The organism is Streptomyces huasconensis (assembly GCF_021028635.1).
In the GTDB taxonomy this organism is placed as follows: Bacteria; Actinomycetota; Actinomycetes; order Streptomycetales; family Streptomycetaceae; genus Streptomyces; species Streptomyces huasconensis.
In genome coordinates, this window is sequence record NZ_CP086119.1 from 4,167,651 (window position 1) to 4,184,431 (window position 16,781).

14 protein-coding genes and 1 tRNA gene are annotated in these 16,781 nt (G+C 70.2%); 5 read left to right on the top strand and 10 right to left on the bottom strand.

All coding sequences use genetic code 11. The annotated features are described in order from the left end of the window. Positions 1 to 15 precede the first annotated feature (15 nt). Positions 16 to 762 (top strand): class E sortase, encoded by a 747-nt coding sequence (locus tag J2N69_RS19015; protein WP_230901851.1) that lies wholly within the window; start codon positions 16 to 18, stop codon positions 760 to 762. A 62-nt stretch (positions 763 to 824) separates the two neighbouring features. Here J2N69_RS19015 and pknB read toward each other — a convergent pair whose 3' ends face one another. The 6 genes from pknB to J2N69_RS19045 form a co-directional block, all read right to left on the bottom strand. Further along, entirely contained in the window at positions 825 to 2,876 is a 2,052-nt protein-coding gene (gene pknB, locus J2N69_RS19020; protein ID WP_230901852.1) for a Stk1 family PASTA domain-containing Ser/Thr kinase, read from the bottom strand. Positions 2,877 to 3,043: 167 nt separating this feature from the next. Beyond that, positions 3,044 to 4,507, bottom strand: coding sequence for a peptidoglycan D,D-transpeptidase FtsI family protein (locus J2N69_RS19025; RefSeq protein WP_230901853.1), 1,464 nt, complete (start codon positions 4,505 to 4,507; stop codon positions 3,044 to 3,046). A 163-nt stretch (positions 4,508 to 4,670) separates the two neighbouring features. Beyond that, complete coding sequence (locus tag J2N69_RS19030) at positions 4,671 to 6,110, bottom strand: FtsW/RodA/SpoVE family cell cycle protein (protein WP_230901854.1); 1,440 nt, start codon at positions 6,108 to 6,110, stop codon at positions 4,671 to 4,673. A 26-nt stretch (positions 6,111 to 6,136) separates the two neighbouring features. Beyond that, the gene (locus J2N69_RS19035) at positions 6,137 to 7,705 is read right to left on the bottom strand and encodes a Stp1/IreP family PP2C-type Ser/Thr phosphatase (RefSeq protein ID WP_230901855.1); all 1,569 of its coding nucleotides are present in this window, start codon (positions 7,703 to 7,705) and stop codon (positions 6,137 to 6,139) included. A 128-nt stretch (positions 7,706 to 7,833) separates the two neighbouring features. Continuing rightward, positions 7,834 to 8,349, bottom strand: coding sequence for an FHA domain-containing protein FhaB/FipA (locus J2N69_RS19040; protein WP_127909422.1), 516 nt, complete (start codon positions 8,347 to 8,349; stop codon positions 7,834 to 7,836). A 10-nt stretch (positions 8,350 to 8,359) separates the two neighbouring features. After that, complete coding sequence (locus J2N69_RS19045; RefSeq protein WP_230901856.1) at positions 8,360 to 9,250, bottom strand: FhaA domain-containing protein; 891 nt, start codon at positions 9,248 to 9,250, stop codon at positions 8,360 to 8,362. A 607-nt stretch (positions 9,251 to 9,857) separates the two neighbouring features. Here J2N69_RS19045 and J2N69_RS19050 point away from each other — a divergent pair. The 4 genes from J2N69_RS19050 to J2N69_RS19065 all read left to right on the top strand — a co-directional run bounded on the left by J2N69_RS19050 (position 9,858) and on the right by J2N69_RS19065 (position 13,200). Beyond that, positions 9,858 to 9,944: transfer RNA gene (locus tag J2N69_RS19050), tRNA-Leu, on the top strand. Positions 9,945 to 10,160: 216 nt separating this feature from the next. Beyond that, complete coding sequence (locus J2N69_RS19055; RefSeq protein WP_230901857.1) at positions 10,161 to 11,639, top strand: DUF2252 domain-containing protein; 1,479 nt, start codon at positions 10,161 to 10,163, stop codon at positions 11,637 to 11,639. A 252-nt stretch (positions 11,640 to 11,891) separates the two neighbouring features. Then, complete coding sequence (locus J2N69_RS19060; protein WP_230904773.1) at positions 11,892 to 12,707, top strand: hypothetical protein; 816 nt, start codon at positions 11,892 to 11,894, stop codon at positions 12,705 to 12,707. Positions 12,708 to 12,852: 145 nt separating this feature from the next. Continuing rightward, complete coding sequence (locus J2N69_RS19065) at positions 12,853 to 13,200, top strand: rhodanese-like domain-containing protein (RefSeq protein ID WP_230901858.1); 348 nt, start codon at positions 12,853 to 12,855, stop codon at positions 13,198 to 13,200. Between the two features lie 6 nt (positions 13,201 to 13,206). Here J2N69_RS19065 and J2N69_RS19070 read toward each other — a convergent pair whose 3' ends face one another. The 4 genes from J2N69_RS19070 to paaC form a co-directional block, all read right to left on the bottom strand. Beyond that, a complete protein-coding gene (locus J2N69_RS19070) occupies positions 13,207 to 14,340 on the bottom strand; it encodes an acyl-CoA dehydrogenase family protein (RefSeq protein WP_230901859.1) in 1,134 nt (377 codons plus the stop codon). Positions 14,341 to 14,454: 114 nt separating this feature from the next. After that, entirely contained in the window at positions 14,455 to 15,546 is a 1,092-nt protein-coding gene (locus J2N69_RS19075; protein ID WP_230901860.1) for a 2Fe-2S iron-sulfur cluster-binding protein, read from the bottom strand. Further along, the gene (paaD, locus tag J2N69_RS19080) at positions 15,546 to 16,046 is read right to left on the bottom strand and encodes a 1,2-phenylacetyl-CoA epoxidase subunit PaaD (RefSeq protein ID WP_230901861.1); all 501 of its coding nucleotides are present in this window, start codon (positions 16,044 to 16,046) and stop codon (positions 15,546 to 15,548) included. The genes J2N69_RS19075 and paaD overlap by 1 nt, the downstream gene beginning before the upstream one ends. Next, positions 16,040 to 16,723, bottom strand: coding sequence for a 1,2-phenylacetyl-CoA epoxidase subunit PaaC (paaC, locus tag J2N69_RS19085; protein WP_230904774.1), 684 nt, complete (start codon positions 16,721 to 16,723; stop codon positions 16,040 to 16,042). Before paaC ends, paaD begins: the two co-directional genes overlap by 7 nt. Positions 16,724 to 16,781 lie beyond the last annotated feature (58 nt).

Below are 16,781 nucleotides of genomic sequence, written 5' to 3' on the forward strand. Positions count from 1 at the left end.
ACGGGGCAGAACACAGTGGCAGCCACGACCGAGGACGACGAGAAGCAGGCGCGGGCCGAGACGCCCGCCCCGGAGGCGCCCGCACCACGACGCCGGGCGCGAGGCCCCCTCGCCACGGCGGTCAGCGTCTTCGGTGAACTCCTGATCACCGCCGGGATCGTCCTCGGGCTCTTCGTCGTCTACTCCCTGTGGTGGACGAACGTCGTCGCCGACCGCGAGGCGCACAAGCAGAGCGAGAAGGTGCGCGACCGCTGGGCGGGCGGCCCGGGCAGCGTCGACACCCGGGGCGGCATCGGCTTCCTCCACGTACCCGCGATGGGCAACGGCGAGATCCTGGTCAAGCCCGGCACCGACAGCAAGCTCCTCAACGACGGCGTCGCCGGCTACTACAAGAAGCCGGTCAAGTCCGCCCTGCCCCAGGACAAGAAGGGCAACTTCGCGCTGGCCGCCCACCGCGACGGACACGGCGCGAAGTTCCACAAGATCGACAAGATCAAGAAGGGCGACGCGATCGTCTACGAGTCGCGGGACAAGTGGTACGTCTACAAGGTGTACGCGACGCTGCCGTCGACCTCGAAGTACAACGTGAAGGTCCTGGACCCGATCCCCAAGGAGTCGGGCGCGCGGAAGCCGGGCCGCTACATCACGCTGACGACCTGCACGCCCGTCTTCACCTCCACCTACCGCTACGTCGTCTGGGGCAAGCTGGACCGGATCGAGAAGGTCGACCACGACAGGACGCCACCGGCGGAGCTGAAGTGACCTCGCATGACAGAGCCCCGGCACCGCTCAGGTGCCGGGGCTCTCTCATGTGTGCGTGCGGGTCAGTCGTCGTCGCCCCAGCCCCGGTGGTTGTCGCGCTGTGACAGGCCGCCGATGAAGCCGCCGCTGTCGAGCCCGCCGTCGCCGTTGCCACCGCCGTGGCCGTTGCCGTTCCCGCCGCCCGCGGTGGTCAGATTGACCGCCGAGCCGGGGGCGGCCTTCGTGCCCGCGGTGGGATCGGAGAAGACCACGAGCGCGTCGTCGTCCTGCGGCCCCGTGATGCTGCCGACCGACAGGCCCGCGTCCTCGATGGCCTTACGGGCGTCCTTCAGCTTCTGCCCGGTCAGCGGCGGGACGGTGGCCTCCTCGGGCTCCTCGGGGGCCTTGGCGACCTGGACGGTGACCTTGGAACCGGGGTCGGCCGACGTGCCGGCGGTGGGCGTGGTCTGGATGACGCTGCCCTCCTCGACCTCGTCGCTGGCGACGTCCTGACGCTCGGGGACCAGATTGCTGTCCTCGATCTGCTTCTTCGCCTCCGCCCAGGTCTTGCCGACCACGCTGGGCACGACGGTCTGGGCCTTCTTCTTGGCGACGTCCAGCGTGATCGTGCTGCCCTTCTGCACCTCGCTGCCGAAGGTGGGGTCCTGGTCCAGGACCTCGCCCGGAGTCGCGGGGGACTCCACGGGGTTGCGCTTGACGACCAGGCCGTACTTGTCGGCCTCAAGCTTCTTCGTGGCCGCGGCGATGTCCATGCCGATGACGTTCGGGACCGCGACCTTGGGCGCACCGGAGGACACCGTCACGGTGACGGTGTCGCCCTTGTCGATCTTGGTCTTGGCCGCGATGTCCTGAGAGCAGACCTCACCCTTCGGGTAGTCCGCGCAGGGCTTGCGCGCGCCGAGCGCGAGTTCGAGGCCGACGTTCTCGGCCGACTTCTTGGCCGCCTCGTACGACTCGCCCACGAACTTCGGCGTCTCGACCTTCCCGTCTCCGCCACCCTTCCCGCCGAACGTGTACTTCCCGATGAGGATCGCTCCGATCAGGACCAGCACGCCGGCGACGATGAGCAGCCACGTCGAGGTGTTGCTCTTCTTCTGGCGGCGGCCGTGACCGCCCTCCTCCGAGCCGTAACCGCCCTCGGGACCGACCGGCGGCATCATCGTCGTCTGGCCGCCGCCGTTCTGCGGGCGCAGCATCGCGGTCTGCTGCTCGGAGCCGTAGCCGTCGGCCCCGCCGTACCCGACGGCGCCCATGGCGGCGGTGGCCGCGACCGGCTGGCCGTCCAGGCACGCCTCGATGTCGGCGCGCATCTCGTCCGCCGACTGGTAGCGGTAGTCCGGGTCCTTGGTGAGGGCCTTCAGGACGATGGCGTCCATCTCCGGAGTGATCTCTCCGTCGAAGACGCTCGGGGCCTGCGGCTCCTCACGTACGTGCTGGTAGGCGACCGCGACCGGGGAGTCGCCGACGAACGGCGGCCGGACGGTGAGCAGCTCGTAGAGCAGGCAGCCGGTGGAGTAGAGGTCGGAGCGGGCGTCGACCTGCTCGCCCTTGGCCTGCTCGGGCGAGAGGTACTGGGCCGTGCCGATGACCGCCGCCGTCTGCGTCATGGTCATGCCGGACTCGCCCATGGCGCGGGCGATGCCGAAGTCCATCACCTTGACCTGGCCGTTGCGCGTCAGCATGACGTTCGCGGGCTTGATGTCGCGGTGGACGATGCCGTTCCGGTGCGAGTACTCCAGGGCCTGGAGGATGCCGATCGTCATCTCCATGGCCCGCTCCGGCAGCAGCTTGCGGCCGGAGTGCAGCAGTTCACGCAGCGTGGAGCCGTCGACGTACTCCATCACGATGTACGGGATGGAGACCCCGTCGACGTAGTCCTCGCCGGTGTCGTAGACCGCGACGATCGCCGGGTGGTTGAGCGAGGCGGCCGACTGGGCCTCACGGCGGAACCGGGCCTGGAACGACGGGTCGCGGGCGAGATCCACCCGCAGCGTCTTCACCGCCACGGTCCGGCCGAGGCGGGTGTCGTGCGCGAGGTAGACCTCTGCCATCCCACCACGGCCGAGCACCTGGCCCAACTCGTACCGGCCGCCGAGGCGACGCGGCTCTTCCATAGCTAATCCAGCCCTCTCCGTCGGTCCCGACCGCACCTTGTGTGGTCCGGCGGTGTGCTGTCCGGGCATACGGTACCCGGCTCGACTTGCGCGACCTGGACGTGACCGTCAGCCGATACCGGACCGGTACCGCGACGTGCACCGATGGGGAGTGGCCGTGACGGGCGTCACTTCTTGCTCTTGATGACCGCTTCCATGACGTCCCTGGCGATGGGGGCGGCGAGCCCGCCGCCGGAGATGTCACCACGGTCCGCGGCGCTGTCCTCGACGACCACGGCGACGGCGACCGGCGACCCGGAGTCCGTCTTGGCGTACGAGATGAACCAGGCGTACGGGTTCTTGCTGTTCGCGACGCCGTGCTGGGCCGTGCCCGTCTTGCCGCCGACGGTGACGCCGGGGATCTGCGCCCGGGTGCCGGTGCCCGTCTTGACGACCGTCTCCATCATTTCCTGGAGCTTCTGGGCGTTCTCCTTCGAGAGCGGCTCGCTCATCTCCTTGGGCGAGTGCTTCTCGATGACGTCGAGGTTCCGTGCCTGGAGGTCGCTGACCATGTACGGCTCCATGAGCGTGCCGTCGTTGGCGATCGCGGCGGCGACCATGGCCATCTGCAGGGGCGTCGCGGCGGTCTCGAACTGGCCGATGGAGGACAGCGCGGTCTGCGGCTTGTCCATGTCCTCGGGGAAGTTGGAGGCGTTGGAGCGGACCGGCACGAACTGCTGCGAGTTGAACCCGAACTTCTTCGCCGTCTCCAGCATCTTGTCCTTGCCGAGATCGGAACCGATCTTGCCGAACACGGTGTTGCAGGAGACCCGCAGTGCCTCACGCAGCGAGGCGTTCTTGCAGGGCAGGTCGCCCTCGTTCTTCAGCGGGGTGGTGGTGTTCGGCATGACCCACGGCAGGGGCGAGTCCGTCTTGCCGTCGATGTCGTCGTACAGACCGTGCTCCAGCGCGGCCGCCGCCGTGACCACCTTGAAGGTGGAGCCGGGCGGGTAGGTCTCGCGCAGCGCGCGGTTGACCAGCGGCTTGTCCTTGTCCTTGTCCAGCTTGACGAACTTCTCGGCCTCTTTGTCGGTGTTGCCCGCGAAGTCGCCGGGGTCGTACGAAGGGGTGGAGGCCAGGGCCAGGATCGCGCCGGTGGAGGGGTCGATCGCGGCGACGGCACCCTTGCCGCGGCCCTTCAGCCCCTCGTACGCGGCCTTCTGCGCGGCGCCGTTGAGGGTGGTGACGACATTGCCGCCCTCCTTCTTCTCGCCGGTCAGCATGTCGAGCGTGCGGCGGAAGAAGAGCCGGTCGTCGTTGCCGGTGAGGATGCCGTCGTGGATGCTCTCCAGCTGGGTGGCGCCGATGCGCTGTGAGGAGTAGCCGGTGACGGGGGCCCACATGGGGCCGTTCTTCCAGGTGCGCTTGTACTTCAGGTCGGTGTCCGGAGTGGCCTTCGAACCGGTGATGGGCTTGCCGTCGACGATGATGTCACCGCGTGGCTGGGAGTAGCGCTCGATGGTGACGCGCGGGTTGGCATCGTCGGCCTTGAGGTCGCTGGCCTTCACGTACTGGAGCCAGTTGTCGCGGATGAGCAGGGTGAGGACCAGCAGTCCACAAAAGATCGCGATCCGGCGTAGCGGCTTGTTCACGGTCCGAACCTCTTCGACTTGCGATCACCATGGCAGGAGTACAGCCCATGGTTTTACGGGGAGTGAACGGGAAGGGGACGTCCGGCGCGGGCTTCGAGAGGAGGGCGCGTCGCTCGCCGGGGCGGTCCCCCGCCGTTCTGCGGGCAGATGGGGGTGGTCCAGTTCACTCCGGTCGGACTACCTGGGTCATCTCGGCATCGGGGCTGGGCGCGGGAGAAGGAGCGGGCCTTCTGGCGGTATCGCTGATGCGCAACAGAATACCGACCAGGGCCCAGTTGGCGATGACGGAGGAACCGCCGTACGCCAGGAAGGGCATGGTCATACCGGTCAGCGGAATCAACCCCATGACGCCGCCCGCGACGACGAAGACCTGGATGGCGAAGGCGCCGGACAGTCCGGCCGCGAGCAGCTTGCCGAACGGGTCGCGGGCCGCGAGCGCCGTGCGAAGGCCGCGCTCCACGATCAGACCGTAGATCAGCAGGATTGCCATGACCCCGGCCAGCCCGAGCTCCTCACCGAAAGTCGCCAGGACGAAGTCGGAGTTGGCGGCGAACTTGATCAGATCCGAGTGGCCCTGACCGAGTCCCGTACCGAGCACACCACCGGAACCGAATGACCAGAGAGCCTGCATCGCCTGCTCCGAGTGGCCGGACACACCCTGGCGGCTGAGCGTGTACTCGCGCATCGGGTCCAGCCAGGCCTGCACGCGGCTTTCCACATGCGGCTCGAAGCTCGCCACACCGACCGCGCCGACAGCAGACATCAGCAGACCGAAGACGATCCAGCTCGTGCGCTCCGTGGCGACGTACAGCATGACGACGAACATGCCGAAGAACAGCAGCGACGTACCGAGGTCGGTCTCGAAGACGAGGATGAGGATGGACATCGCCCAGACGACGATGATGGGTCCGAGGTCACGGCCACGCGGCAGGTAGAGGCCCATGAAGCGACGTGACGCGAGAGCCAGGGCATCCCGCTTCACCATCAGATAGCCGGCGAAGAAGACCGCGATGACGATCTTCGCGAACTCGCCCGGCTGAATGGAGAAGCCTCCGATGCTGATCCAGATCTTGGCACCGAAGACGTTCATGCCGAGGCCGGGGACCAGCGGAAGCAGCAGCAGGACGAGCGCCCCGACCATGGAGATGTAGGTGTACCGCTGCAGGACCCGATGGTCCTTCATCAGCAGGAGCACGCCGACGAACAGGGCGATTCCGATCGCCGAGTACATCAGTTGGTTCGGGGCCGACGGGCTGAAGGCGCCGTACTGGTCTTTCGCCAGCCGCTGCAGTCGCTCGGACTGGTCGAGCCGCCAGATGATGACGAGACCCAGTCCGTTGAGCAAGGTCGCCAACGGCAACAGCAGCGGGTCCGCGTACGAGGCGAACTTGCGTACGACGATGTGGCCGACGCCTGCGAGCAGGCCGAGCCCCATCCCGTACCCGAGCATGCCGGACGGCAGTTCGCCGTCGAGCGCGAGGCCGACGTTGATGTAGGCGAACAACGGGATGACGACCGCGAAAGCGAGCAGCGCGAGTTCGGTGTTGCGCCGGCTCGGCGCCCCGATCGCGCCGATCGTCGACGTGTGTGTAGTACTGCTCATGGCGTGCAGAGGCCCCCAACGGCTGCTTACTGCTTACCGCACAGCGGGACCAGCTTCTGCTCATCCTCGGAGAGGCTGGGGCCGGGTGTGGGAGTCGGTGCGGTCTTGGACTTGTTCTTGTCGGTCGTGCTGTTCTTGTCGTTCTTGTCGGCCGGGTCCGACGGGTTCGCGGTGGGTTCGTCGACCGGGTCCTTGGTCAGACCGGTCGTGCCGCCCGCCTCGCCCTCGCCGGGCTTGGCCGCGTCCTCGGCGTTCTCGCGGTTCTCGCGCTCCACCTTGCGGCGCTCGGCGTCCTTCCTGCACGCCGAGGCCTGCAGGCCCAGCTCCTCGATCTTGCTCTGGGCCGTGTCGAGGTCGCCCTCGGCGAGGGTGGCCTCGACCTGCTTGCGCTGGTAGGGCGGCAGGTACTTGAGTTCGATCTCGGGGTGGTCCTTCTCCACCTTCGACAGGCTGACCCAGGCCAGGTCCTGGTCGATGCCGCGGTAGAGGGCGATGTGCTCGCCCTTCGTGCCCACGAAGTACTGGGTCTGGGTCCAGCGGTACCCGCCGTAGAGCCCGCCGCCGATGACGGCGAGCGCGAGCGCGGCGTAGAGGGATCTCTTGAGCCACTTGCGGCCGCCGCCGGGCTTCACGAAGTCATCGTCGTCGTACGCCCCGAAGCTGCCCTCGGGGACGTACCCCGTGGTGTCGCCGCTGCCGGGCGGCCCGAAGCCGCCGCCGGAGGGCTGCGGGGGCACGGGACGGCCGAGGCCGGATGCGCGGCCCGCGGGCGTCTGCATCGCGCCGTCGTCCTGCGACTGGAGCTGGTTCTCGGCGACCGCGCCGACCACCACGGGGGTGTCGGACAGCTGACCGGCGAGGGTGTCGCCGCTGTCGATGTCCAGGACGTCGGCGACGATCACCGTGATGTTGTCGGGGCCGCCGCCGCGCAGCGCGAGCTGGATCAGCTCCTGCACGGTCTCCTGCGGGCCCTGGTAGGACGCCAGGGCGTCCTCCATGGTCTGGTGCGAGACGACTCCGGAGAGACCGTCCGAGCAGATCAGGTACCGGTCGCCGGCGCGGACCTCACGGATGGAGAGGTCCGGCTCCACGTGGTCACCGCTGCCCAGCGCGCGCATCAGCAAGGAGCGCTGCGGGTGCGTGGTGGCCTCTTCCTCGGTGATGCGGCCCTCGTCGACGAGGCGCTGCACCCAGGTGTGGTCCTGCGTGATCTGCGTGAGCACACCGTCCCGCAGGAGGTACGCGCGTGAGTCGCCGACGTGTACGAGGCCGAGGCGCTGTCCCGTCCACAGGAGGGCGGTCAGGGTCGTGCCCATGCCCTCCAGCTGCGGGTCCTCCTCGACCATCAGCCGCAGCTGGTCGTTGGCCCGCTGCACGGCCGTGCCGAGCGAGGTCAGGATGTCCGAGCCCGGGACGTCGTCGTCGAGCGTGACGAGCGTCGAGATGACCTCGGAGCTGGCCACCTCGCCCGCCGCCTGGCCCCCCATGCCGTCGGCGATGGCGAGGAGACGGGGGCCGGCGTAACCGGAGTCCTCGTTCCCCTCCCGGATCATGCCTTTGTGCGATCCGGCGGCGAAACGCAAAGACAGACTCATGCGCACCTCGCCCGTTGGCTCCGGGTACATCCGCACGGTGCCCACCCTCCGGTCGGGAGCGCGCCGGCGTCCAGCGCCTGGACAGCCGCCTCGGCTCGCTCGCTCCGCTCGCGCTCATTCATGTAGCACTACTTCCGCAGCTCAATGACGGTCTTGCCGATGCGGATCGGCGCGCCCAGCGGGACGGGCGTCGGGGTGGTGAGTCGGGTCCGGTCGAGATACGTGCCGTTGGTGGACCCGAGATCCTCGACGATCCACTGGCCGTCACGGTCCGGGTAGATCCTGGCATGCCTGCTGGAGGCGTAGTCGTCGTCCAGCACGATCGTCGAATCGTGCGCACGGCCCAGCGTGATGGTCTGGCCCTGCAGCGCGACCGTCGTGCCCGCGAGGATGCCCTCGGACACGACCAGCTTGGTGGGGGCGCCGCGGCGCTGGCGGCCACCGCCACCCTGCTGCTGGCGCTGCTGGGGAGGTGCGGCCTGCTGCTGTCGGGCGGCCTGTTGCGGCCGCTCGCGGCGCGAACCGCGCTGTGTGACGCGCGTTCCGAACAGGTCGCTGCGGATGACCTGGACGGCCACGATCACGAACAGCCACAGAACAGCTAGGAAACCTAGCCGCATGACCGTCAGGGTCAGCTCTGACATTGCCCCCGCTTCACCCTTCGGCTTGCCGGTAAACGATGGTGGTTTGGCCCACGACGATCCGCGAGCCGTCGCGGAGCGTAGCGCGGGTGGTGTGCTGCCCGTCTACCACGATGCCGTTGGTAGACCCGAGATCCTGGATCGTCGAGGGCGTTCCGGTCCGGATCTCACAGTGCCGGCGGGATACGCCGGGGTCGTCGATCCGCACATCGGCGTCGGTGCTGCGTCCCAGCACCAGCGTCGGGCGGGAGATCTGATGGCGATTGCCGTTGATCTCGATCCAGCGCCGCACCTGGGCGCCCGGAAGCGCTCCGGCACCGGGACCCGAGGGTCTGGCCGCTGCCGGGGACTGGCCGCCGGGGCGGCCCGCGCCGGGCGGTGGCGCCGCCGGCATGGGAGGTGCCCCGCCGGGAGCCCCGGAGGGCGGCTGCGGATAGCCGTAGCCGCCGCCCGGTCCTGCCCCTCGGCCGGGGGCCGCGGGGCCACTGGGGCCGGGGCCCGCCGGGGCGCGCTCGGGGGACTGGGAACTGCTGGAGGCGAGTGTGCGGCTGCGGACGCGGTACAGGCCGGTGTCGAGATCCTCGGCCTTCTCCAGGTGGACCTTGATGGGCCCCATGAAGCTGTAGCGCTGCTGCTTGGCGTAGTCGCGCACCATGCCGGAGAGCTCGTCGCCGAGCTGCCCGGAGTAAGGGCTCAGGCGCTCGAAGTCGGGCGCGCTCAGCTCCACGATGAAGTCATTGGGGACGACCGTCCGCTCGCGGTTCCAGATCGTCGCGTTGTTGTCGCACTCGCGCTGGAGGGCGCCGGCGATCTCGACAGGCTGGACCTCGGACTTGAACACCTTGGCGAAGGTGCCGTTGACCAGACCTTCGAGTCGCTGCTCGAACTTCTTCAGGACTCCCATGGGGCACCTCCTCCGTCGTAGTCATCCTGGTACTGCTTACTGATCGTATCCACGCGCCGGGAAATCGGCTGGTTCCCCCTGTCCGCCCGGTCGACGAGTGTCGCCTCTCACAAGGCATGCCCGCACCTGGCGTCGGAGACCCTCCCAGGACCCCTGACGGGGCCCTGACTTCCGGGCCCGGAAACCCTTCCGGGTGGAAGCGTGGAATGCCTGCTCGAGTCTCCTCTTACCAGGGATCGTAGAGGGGCCTCAAAGCCAGTGTCCCGCACCCGGCCGCGGACCCCGGCGGCTCGGCGGGGAGCGGGGTGGCACGGGTGGGGTGTGGGCGGGGGCGTGACCGGGTGTTCGGGGGTGTCTGGGCGGGGGCGATGGTGGTCGGGCCGGGCGGGGTCCGCGTGTGGTGGTGAGGGGGGTGCGGTGTCGGATCTGGTGGTGCGTGCGGTGTTGGCTTTGATGGCTCGTGCGGTGGGGAGTGAACTCCTCGACGGATCCCTTGGCAGGTGCCCGCCGAATACGGATGTGAATCCACCCTCTGCAGCGTGCTAATCTTCTGGATGTCGGCAGGCGCTCGCACCACACAGTGAGAGACCCCAAAGACAACACCCATGCGCGGGTGGCGGAATAGGCAGACGCGCTGGATTCAGGTTCCAGTGCCCGAAAGGGCGTGGGGGTTCAACTCCCCCCTCGCGCACCATGAGGAAGCGGTCCTCCTCCGGATGAAAGTCCGGAAGAGGGCCGCTTCTTTTTGTACGTCCGGGGTATGCGCGGTGGGGGCTCGTCCGCCGGCCAGGGATGTGTCGGTGATGTATGTCACCGAAGTTATCCACAGGCTCTGACGGGCTGGGACGAGCGGCGGTACCTTCGAGGCCTGGTTAGTTGGACGGGCGGGTGCCGGGCGGGGGCGATGGACATGGCGGAGCTGAGTGAGGACGAGGGGTCCGGGGGCGCGGTGCCCGAGCCGCGACGTGGCCAGGGGCGGGACGCGGTGTCGGACGCACGGCTGCCGGAGGTCCCGGGGTTTGCGGCCTGGCCCACGCAGGAGTCTCCCAAGCGTCAGGGCAAGGCGCTGCGGAAGCGAGTCGCTCGCTTCGCGCACGCGCAGTTCGAGGAGGGCACGGGACGCCCCGACCCCGTGGCCGCGGTGGAGGAGACCAACCGCAGCCGGCTCCCGGAGCTCGCGCCGATCCGGGTGGGCCGGATGGCCGCCTCACCCTTCGCCTTCCTGCGGGGCTCCGCCGGACTCATGGCGTACGACCTCGCGCGCGCCCCGCTGACCGGTATCGGCGCGCAGATCTGCGGGGACGCCCACGCGGCGAACTTCGGGCTCTACGGAGACGCGCGTGGGGGCCTCATCATCGACCTCAACGACTTCGACGAGACGGTGCACGGCCCCTGGGAGTGGGACCTCAAGCGCCTGGCCACCTCTCTGGTGCTGGCGGGGCGTGAGGCGGGCGCGGGCGAGGACGTCTGCGCGGCCGCCGCCCGGGACGCCGTGGGGGCCTACCGCCGCACCATGCGGCTGCTCGCGAAGCTGCCGGTGCTGGACGCGTGGAACGCCATCGCGGACGAGGAACTGGTCTCGCACACCGACGCGCGTGACCTCCTCGGCACTCTGGAGCGCGTCTCCGAGAGGGCCCGGCACAACACGAGCGCGCGGTTCGCCGCGAAGTCGACGGAGCGGGTAGAGAGCGGTGACGGCTCCGAGGGGCGCCGGTTCGTCGACGCCCCGCCCGTGCTGCGGCGGGTGCCGGACGCGGAGGCAGCCGCGGTGGCCGCCTCCCTCGGGGAGTATCGGGAGACGCTCGCCGAGGACCGGCTGCCGCTCCTCGGGCGGTACGCGATCCAGGACGTGGCCTTCCGCGTGGTGGGCACGGGCAGCGTGGGCCTGCGGTCGTACGTGGTGCTGCTGCTCGACCACCGAGGTGAGCCGCTGGTGCTCCAGGTCAAGGAGGTGCGGCCGTCCGCTCTGCTGCCGCATCTGCCCGAAGCGGGCTTCAAGGCCCCCGACACCGCGCACGAGGGGCGGCGGGTGGTCTTCGGCCAGAAGCGGATGCAGGTCGTCAGCGACTTCCTCCTCGGGTGGACGACGGTGGACGGCCGGCCCTTCCAGGTACGGCAGTTCAGGAACCGCAAGGGCAGCGTGGACCCGGCGGCGCTGAGCCCCGATCAGCTCGACGACTACGGCCGCATGACCGGCGCCCTGCTGGCCCGCGCCCACGCGCACAGCGCCGACCCGCGCCTCATAGCGGGGTACTGCGGCAAGAATGACGAGCTGGACGAGGCGATGGCACGGTTCGCGACGACATACGCGGACCGTACGGAGGCGGATCACGCGTTGCTGGTGCGGGCGGTCAAGGAGGGACGGATAGCGGCAGAGGAGGGGGTGTGACGGCGGTGCTCGCGGTGTGTTTCCGGGGCGGGGCCCCGGGTGGCCTACGCTGGACGAGTGACGATCCCGGAAGCCGAACCGACCCAGCCCGAGCCCTCTGAGACGCCCGTGTCCTCCGGGGCTTCCTCGTCTTCTGAGACTCCCGCCGGCCAGGGGGCAGGGCGGCCGGGTTCCGAGGGGCGGCTCAAGGACCAGCTGAAGGAGCGGCTCAGGGCGCGCTCCGAAGGCGGACGCGAGGAGCGGGCGGACGGTGTGGGCGATGGCGCGGGGCAAGCGCCTCGCGAGGAGCCGGTCGCGCGGCCCGAGGAGCGGCTCGAAAGGGCCGTGCGCGCCGCCGAGCAGGCGCTGATCGAGTACGAGATCGCGTTGGAGACCTTCCGGGTGGAGGTCGAGAACTTCTCCCGGCTGCACCACCAGAAGCTCGGCCCGATGTACGCGCGCCTCGACGAACTGGACGCGCGGATCGCCGAGGCCACCGCGGCCCGCACCGGCGACCCCGAGGACCTGCGCAAGGCGGGGGAGGCGCGGGCCCGGGTGATGCCGATGCCGGGCGTCGAGGAGCTGTTCCACGGCTGGATGGACGACGAGGGGCTCTACCCCGAGGCCGCCGCGATGCTGACCGACCAGTCGGTGCGGCCACCGCAGCGGGTGCGGCCCGGCGAAGAGGCCCGCAAGCTCTACCGCGAGCTGGCCCGCAAGGCACACCCCGACCTGGCGCAGGAGGAGAGCGAGCGGCAGCGGCGCGAGGAGTTCATCACCCGTGTCAACGCCGCGTACGCCCGCGGTGACGTGGCGCTGCTGCGTGAGCTGTCCGAGGAGTGGGCCGCGGGGCCGGTGCCCGAGGAGCTGCGGCTCACCCGCAGCGAGGAGCTGTACGCGCGGCTCGAATGGCTCGCCCAGCGCAAGGAGCTGCTGTCGGTCCTCGCCAAGGAGCTGGAGGAGAGCGCGATCGGCGGCATGCTCCGCCTGGCGCCCGACGACCCGGACACGCTCCTCGACGAGATCGCCGAGCAACTGCTCGCGCAGGTCGCCGAGCGCGAGGCGGAGCTGGAGCGGTTGACTGCCTGAGCACGGCACCGGGCTCCCGTGTCTCCGGGCCCCCGTGCCTCCCGGCCCCGTGTTTCCGGGCCCCGCGTGTCCGCGTGGCCGTGTCCCCGCTTGTGATCGTGCCGCCGTGTCCTGGGCCCGGTGGCGGTCGGGTAGCGTCGGGGACATGGCTTTCGGAACTCATGTGCCCACGGTCGGTGTGGACGACCTCACGAGCGGCGACTTTCTGCTGGACGTCCGGGAGGACGACGAGTGGCAGGCCGGCCACGCGGAAGGTGCGCTGCACATCCCGATGAGTGAATTCGTCTCGCGGTACGGAGAGTTGACCGAGGCCGCGCCGCAGGACGGCAAGGTCAACGTCATCTGCCGGTCCGGCGGCCGCTCCGCCCAGGTCGCGATGTACCTCGGGCAGCAGGGCATCGACGCGGTGAACGTCGCCGGTGGCATGGAGGCCTGGGCCGCCGCGGGCCGCCCCGTCGTCGACGACAAGGGTGAGCCGGGCGCCGTCATCTGAGCCGCCTCAGCCGAGGGCATGGGCGGCGAGCAGGTCGCCCAGTGCCTCCTCGTGGGCCGCTGCCGGGCCGAGGGAGAGTTCCAGTTGCTTGGCCCAGGCGTGGTAGCGGTGCAGGGGGTAGTCGGTGTCGGCGCCGAAGCCGCCGTGCAGGTGCTGGGCCGTCTGTACGACCCTGCGTACGCCCTCTGACGCCCAGATCTTGGCGACGGACACGTCCCCGGCGGCAGGCAGGGCGCCGTCCGCTCCGGTGCTGACGCGCCAGGCGGCCTGCCAGAGGGTGACCTCCATGGCGCGCAGGTCGATGTACCGGTCGGCGGCCTGCACGGCCACGGCCTGGAACGTGGCCACGGGGTGGCCGAACTGTTCCCGCTTGCCGGTGTACTCGCCGGTCATACGGAGGACGCCCTCGCCGAGGCCCAGCGCGAGCGCGCAGGTGCCGGTGGCGAGCAGGTCACGGAGCCGGTCCCAGGCGCCTTCGGCCTCGATGACGTCGGAGGCGGCGACACGGGCACCGGCCAGGTGCAGCTCGGCGAGACGTTCGCCGCTGGTGGAGTACTGCTCGGCCTGAGTGATGCCCTCGTGGTCGCGCGGCACGATCGCGAGGACGGTGCGCCCGTCGGGGGTGTGGGCGGGGATGACGACCCGGTCGGAGTTCTGCGCCCAGGGGACGGCCGTCTGGAGCCCGTCCAGGAGCCAGGTCTCGCCGTCCCGCTGCGCGGTGACGGCCAGTTCGGCCGGGTCGTGACCGGTTCGGCCGTGGGCGGCGACGGTCAGGACGAGTTCCCCGCGCCCGGCCCGGGGGAGGACCCGCCGCCTCAACTCCTCGCCACCGTACGTCTGTACGGCCCAGGCGGCGGTGCTGTGTTCCAGGAGCGGCACCCGGGCGAGGACCTTCGCGGACTCGCGGAGTGCCAGGCAGAGGGCGATGGCGTCGAGGCCCACGCCGCCGTGTTCGGCGCCGATGAGCAGGCCGAGGAGATCGGCGTCGGCCAGCCGGGACCACAGGGCGCGGTCGAAGTCCTCGGCGACGGCGCCGGACGTGAGGGCCGGGCTCGGCACCCCGTCCGGCACGACGTCGGAGAAGAGCGCCTTGGCCGCCTCGACCACGGCCTGCTGTTCCTCGGTGAAGGTGAAGTCCACTGCCTGTCCTCCCGTGCACCGGCCTCTTCGCACCCGACGGAGCGTCAAGATAGAACAGGTTCTAGAAGAAGGGAACAGGCGGGCGCTCGGTCGGCGGTATCCGGTCGGGGCGGCTCAGCGGTCGAAGTCCAACTCCACCGTGTCCGAGACCGGATGCGACTGGCACGCCAGCACATAGCCGGCCTCCGTCTCCTCCGGTTCCAGTGCGAAGTTGCGGTCCATCCGGACCTCTCCGGAGACCCGGAAGGCGCGGCAGGTCCCGCACACCCCGCCCTTGCAGGCGTAGGGCGCGTCCGCGCGGTTGCGCAGAACCGCCTCCAGCAGCGTCTCGCCGTCCAGGACGGGCCAGGTGCCCGAGCGGCCGTCGAGGGTGGCGGTCACCCTGCTGTTCGAGACCGCGGCTGTGGGGGACGATGCCGGGCCCGCGGTGGCCACCCCGCCGGCCACCCCACCGTCCACGTGGAAGATCTCCTCGTGGATGTGTCTCCGGGGCACGCCCAGCGCGCGCAAGGTCCGCTCCGCGCTCTGCACCAGGCCGAACGGGCCGCACAGGAACCAGCCCTTGATCTCCGCCACCGGAAGCAACGCCGGCAGGAGCCGAGTGAGCCGCTCCTCATCGAGACGCCCGGAGTCGAGGCCCGCCTGCTGCTCCTCACGGGAGAGCACGGTCACCAGCTGGAACCGGTCCGGCCACCGGTCCTTGAGGTCGGCGACCTCCTCCAGGAACATCGTCGAGGCGGCGGTGCGGTCGCTGCGGATGAGGCAGAAGTCCGCCAGCGGCTCGCGCTCCAGAAGCGTCGTGACGATGGACAGCACCGGGGTGATCCCGCTGCCGCCGACCACCGCCGCATAGCGCCCGGGCGCGGGTTCCAGGGTGAAACGGCCGGCCGGGGTCATCACGTCCAGCTCGTCCCCGACGGCAAGCTCCTTGAAGGCGTACGTCGAGAAGGCGCCGTCCTCGACGAGGCGCACCCCCACCCGTAGCGTCCGGGGCTCGTCCGGGGCGTCGGGGCGTGGGGCGGGGGAGCAGATCGAGTACGTACGCCGGATCTCGGTGCCGTCGGCGAAGCGGCGGATGGCGAGGTGCTGGCCCGGGGCGAAGCGGTACTCCTCGCGCAGTTCGCGCGGCACGTCGAAGGTCAGCGTCACGGAGTCGTCGGTGAGCCGGTCGACCGCCGCTACCCGGAGCGGGTGGAAGCGGGCCATCACAACTCCTTGAAGTGGTCGAAGGGTTCACGGCAGGAGACGCAGCGGCGCAGCGCCTTGCAGGCCGTGGAGGAGAAGCGGCTGAGCAGTTCCGTGTCGGTCGAGCCGCAGTGCGGGCAGCGGATCGAGAGGCTCAGGGGGACCGGGCCGTCCGTCGGGTGGGAGCGCGGGGGCGCTATGCCGAACGCGGCGAGCTTGCGACGGCCCTCTGCGCTGATGTCATCCGTCGACCAGGCGGGGGAGAGCACGGTGCGCACCGAGACCTCCGTCATGCCGTGGTCGTGCAACGCCCGCTCTATGTCGGAGGTCATGGCCTCGATCGCCGGACAGCCGGTGTACGTGGGCGTCAGCTCGACGTCGACCTTGCCCGGGGCGAGGACCCGCACGCCGCGCACCACACCGAGGTCGCCCAGGGTGAGCACCGGCAGCTCCGGGTCGGGCACCGAGCCCGCGAGGGCCAGCAGCTCCGCTTCCAGCGCGGTGGGCGCGGTCGTCACCATGACGCCCCCGGGTGGCTGCGATGCAGGTGCTGCATCTCGGCGAGCATGCGTCCGAACGGTTCGGTGTGCAGGCCTTGGCGGCCGGCGCCCGCCGTCCACGCGCCGGTCTGCGGCCCGCCGGGCACGGCCAGGGTGGCGCGCTCGACGACGGAGGTCACCGAGGCGGTCCAACCGGCGCGCAGCTCCTGGCAGTCGATGTCCAGGCCGTCCACCGGCTGGAACATCTCGCCGGTGAAACGCCACAGCGCGTCGAGCCCGCGTTGCATGCGCTCATGGCTCTCGGCCGTCCCGTCGCCGAGGCGCAGTGTCCACTGCTCCGCGTGGTCCTGGTGGTAGGCGACCTCCTTGACGGCCTTCGCCGCCAGGGGCGCGAACTGTCCGCTGCCCGTGGCCAACTGGCCGTACAGCAGGGTCTGGTAGGTGGAGAAGTAGAGCTGGCGGGCGATGGTGTGCGCGAAGTCGTCGTTCGGCTGCTCGACCAGTTGGAGGTTGCGGAAGGCGCGCTCCTCGCGGAGGTACGCCAACTCGTCCTCGTCGCCCACCAGGGAGAGCAGGACGCGGGCCTGGCCGAGCAGGTCGAGGGCGATGTTCGCCAGGGCGACCTCCTCTTCGAGGACGGGGGCGTGTCCGGCCCACTCCCCCAGGCGGTGGGAGAGCACCAGGGCGTCGTCCCCCAGGGCGAGGGCGGGCGAGACCTGCGCCGGGCCCGACGCGGGGCCGCGGAGCGTGGCCTGG